This is a genomic window from Intrasporangium chromatireducens Q5-1 (genome assembly GCF_000576575.1).
Lineage (GTDB): Bacteria > Actinomycetota > Actinomycetes > Actinomycetales > Dermatophilaceae > Intrasporangium_A > Intrasporangium_A chromatireducens.
The window spans coordinates 1-2798 of record NZ_AWQS01000370.1 but is presented as its reverse complement, the minus strand read 5'-3'; the positions used below and the strand labels follow the sequence as shown (position 1 = coordinate 2798).

Annotated in this window: 5 protein-coding genes and 1 pseudogene; 5 read left to right on the top strand and 1 reads right to left on the bottom strand. The window is 68.2% G+C overall.

The window, feature by feature from the left end; all coding sequences use genetic code 11:
* The 5 genes and pseudogenes from N864_RS25220 to N864_RS21120 all read left to right on the top strand — a co-directional run.
* Positions 1–200: pseudogene (locus tag N864_RS25220) on the top strand (hypothetical protein); the annotation flags it as partial.
* Positions 197–661 (top strand): hypothetical protein, encoded by a 465-nt coding sequence (locus N864_RS21135; RefSeq protein WP_034722049.1) that lies wholly within the window; start codon positions 197–199, stop codon positions 659–661. The pseudogene N864_RS25220 and the gene N864_RS21135, both read left to right, overlap by 4 nt.
* Positions 658–1392 (top strand): hypothetical protein, encoded by a 735-nt coding sequence (locus N864_RS21130; RefSeq protein ID WP_034722048.1) that lies wholly within the window; start codon positions 658–660, stop codon positions 1390–1392. Before N864_RS21135 ends, N864_RS21130 begins: the two co-directional genes overlap by 4 nt.
* 5 nt (positions 1393–1397) lie before the next feature.
* Entirely contained in the window at positions 1398–1586 is a 189-nt protein-coding gene (locus tag N864_RS21125; protein ID WP_155893054.1) for a hypothetical protein, read from the top strand.
* Positions 1583–1849, top strand: coding sequence for a hypothetical protein (locus tag N864_RS21120; protein ID WP_034722046.1), 267 nt, complete (start codon positions 1583–1585; stop codon positions 1847–1849). Before N864_RS21125 ends, N864_RS21120 begins: the two co-directional genes overlap by 4 nt.
* 154 nt (positions 1850–2003) lie before the next feature.
* Here the strand turns inward: N864_RS21120 and N864_RS23865 are convergent, their stop codons facing one another.
* On the bottom strand, positions 2004–2468 hold the full coding sequence (locus N864_RS23865; protein WP_155893053.1) for a hypothetical protein: 465 nt from the start codon (positions 2466–2468) through the stop codon (positions 2004–2006).
* Positions 2469–2798: the final 330 nt, after the last annotated feature.

Sequence of the window (2798 nt, the reverse complement as noted above, 5' to 3'; positions counted from 1 at the left end):
CCCCGACCGCCCCATTCATCCCGCCGACCCCGGACCTGCCCTTGGCGCCCGACCGGACGCATCCGCCGCTCGAGGAGCCCCCGACGCCACCCGAGGACGAGCCGTGGACCACACCGGCAGACCCCGCCTCGGTCCTGCCCCCGACGAGCAGCCTGCCGCTGTTCCCCCGCGGCCACCTGAGCGGATGGATGACGCCATGAACCGGCCCACCGATCCGCGGCAGACGCGTTCCTGGCGTGGCACGGCACTGGCCGTGTCCGGTGGCACGGTGCTGCTGAGGCGAGACGGTGCCGCGCTGGCCCTCTTCCTGCTGCGGGCCTACGTCGCCGCGACCGGAGGCCGCAACGGACTCGGTCCCGGCTCCGGGCTGTCGCCCGCGATGCGCGAGCTGCGCGACGCGCTCGAGGCCGCCATGGCCGACAACGGACACGCGGACGTCCGCACGGATGCGCCCTTGCCACAGTCGGTTCCGTCGGTCGGGTCAAAGGACCTCGTCGACATGAAGGAGGCAACGAGGATGCTGCAGCCACTCTCCGAGCGGCACGTCCGCCGGCTCGCCGTCTGCGAGGCATTCGGCTCAGTGCAGCGCGCCGGGCGCACCATCCTCGTCCACCGGGCCGAGGTCGAGGCCTACAGAGATCGACGAAAGGAAGGCAGATGATGACCGGCCAACTCGAATACGTTCACGTGCTAGTGCCGCAGCTGCAGGCCCTGGGGGTGACGCTGCCACCCGAGGTGGTCAGCGGCTCCGAGCGGCTCGTGCGCCTGGGCAGCCTGCGTCCACAGCCCCGTCCGACCCGAAAGCTGATCGGCCTGACAGAGGCCGAGCTGACGACCGAACTGCGTGAGCTGGGCGTCGCCATGGCGCTCGCGGACGACGCCGGCCCCGGCCCCCGGGCCGTGGGCCTCGCCTACCAGATCATGCAAGAGGAGATCGCGGCCACGGCCCGCGACATCGCCGACGACATCCTGACCGAGATCCGGCCATCCTTCGACGCGGCAGCCAGCGTCGTTCGCAGGGCCGTCGATCTGGGCATCAACTCCCGCACCACCCACGAGGACATCCTCAGGGCCGACGACGTGGCCACGGCGCGCGATGCCTGGTCAGCAATCCCCGAGGCTACCCGCACTCTGGATGCCGTCGCTGACGCTCGCATGACCCTCAGCATGGTCACCGGCGTCGCCCCGGCACCCGAGCGCGGGAGGAATGCATGGGGAAGAGCCGTACAACCCGGGGAGTGGATCGGAGCAGCATTCACCCGATCCGCACTGCCCTGGCGTCAGGAATTCGAGGACACCTGGCAGATGTGGCTACGCCTCTCCGGGCCCGCGCAGGTCGAGCTCCTGACCCTCGACGAGGCCGCCGTGGCGGCCAAGAACCTCGGGCGGTGAGCAGCATGGCTCGCGAACTTCCCGGCGACGCCAACTACGTGGTGACCGCTCCTCTCGTCGTCGTGCGCACCGCCAAGGGCTACCAGCACCTCTACGACGGCCAGCGGCTCCCCGCCGGCGTCGACCCCGTGCAGATGCGCTCGCTGATCGACGGCGGCATGATCGCGCCGATCCAGACCGGAGGTGCCTCGTGACGATCCTCAGGATTCCCCGAGGCATACTCGCCCGGCTCGGACTCAACCGGGGCGCCAGCGCCCAAGACGTACTCGACGCCGTGCCCTCCCCGTCCACGGTGACCAAGGTCCCCGCCGTCCGCACCCCTGCGCAGAGCGAAGACGACGCGACGTACTACGCACTCTTCCCCGGCGAACGGCCAGCCGCGATAGCTGCGACCACGGCCGAGAACGACGACGAGGCGCTCTTCCATCAGCTCTTCCCCGACGAGCGGCCGAACTGAAACGAGCCGCCGGGCGTCAACGTCACCACCGAGGTGTTCGGTCAAACCTCGGAGGATCGATGGCCGGCGAGCCCCTTTCCTCTGTGGGGTGAAGACCCGCCCAGCGCCCGTAAGCAACGCCCCCCGGCCTCATACGGAGCCGAGGGGCGTTGCTTTACGTCCCCAACAGCTCGAGCTTCCGCCGTCCGTGGGGGCAGGTCTCGAAAAAATCTGGGCGGCCAACTGCAGGACCCGCGAGTCGAGCGTGTCTCTCTCCGGCTTTTTTTCCACAATCGTGGTCATTGACCGCAAGATTTGCGGTCAGAGCCGCGAAAAAAGAAGTGGCTCCCTCTCGCTTGAAGACTTCGGCCCGGTCGTCGCGGGTCTGCGGGGATGCCTTGCCCTTGATCTTGCGGACGACGTTGGCGCGGGAGGCATTGCCTTCCTCGCGGGCCTCGTTCAGCGCCTCCTCGAACTCCTCCTCGGAGGCGTCCACCATCGAGTAGATGTCATTGGCGAGCTGTCCCGCCATGAAGTCCTCTGGGGAGACCTTCTTCTCATCGCGAAGATGATCTACATGGACCGTGCGACCGTTGCGGATGTAGTCGCTCTTCGGCCCGCCGTCGGCTCGACTCGTCACGGTTCCCTCCGCCTGGCCCTTGCGGATGGCCTTCCCGAGCGCGTACTCGCGGGTCCCCACGGTGGACGCCCAGACTTTGCCTACCCACCTGGGTGCCTCCGGTCGCTTGTACGGTGGGCAATGTCCTGAATACGGATATCGCAAAAGTGAGCGCCGGCATGGCAATCACGATCAGCAAGGATGACGAGGCCAAGCAGCCGGAGTGCCCGAAGTGCGGAGCTGCTCTGGAGCGTCGCTCGCTCCCCGGTGACCAGCGGGAGGGTCCAGCGGGAGCAGATGCCCTGATCTGTCCGGCCGGCCACCACCGGCAAGAAGTCAAGCCACAATGAC

Coding starts and splice junctions, on each gene's coding strand:
- N864_RS21125 (WP_155893054.1), top strand. CDS start 1,398: ATGGCTCGCGAACTTCCCGGCGACGCCAACTACGTGGTGACCGCTCCT.
- N864_RS21130 (WP_034722048.1), top strand. CDS start 658: ATGATGACCGGCCAACTCGAATACGTTCACGTGCTAGTGCCGCAGCTG.
- N864_RS21135 (WP_034722049.1), top strand. CDS start 197: ATGAACCGGCCCACCGATCCGCGGCAGACGCGTTCCTGGCGTGGCACG.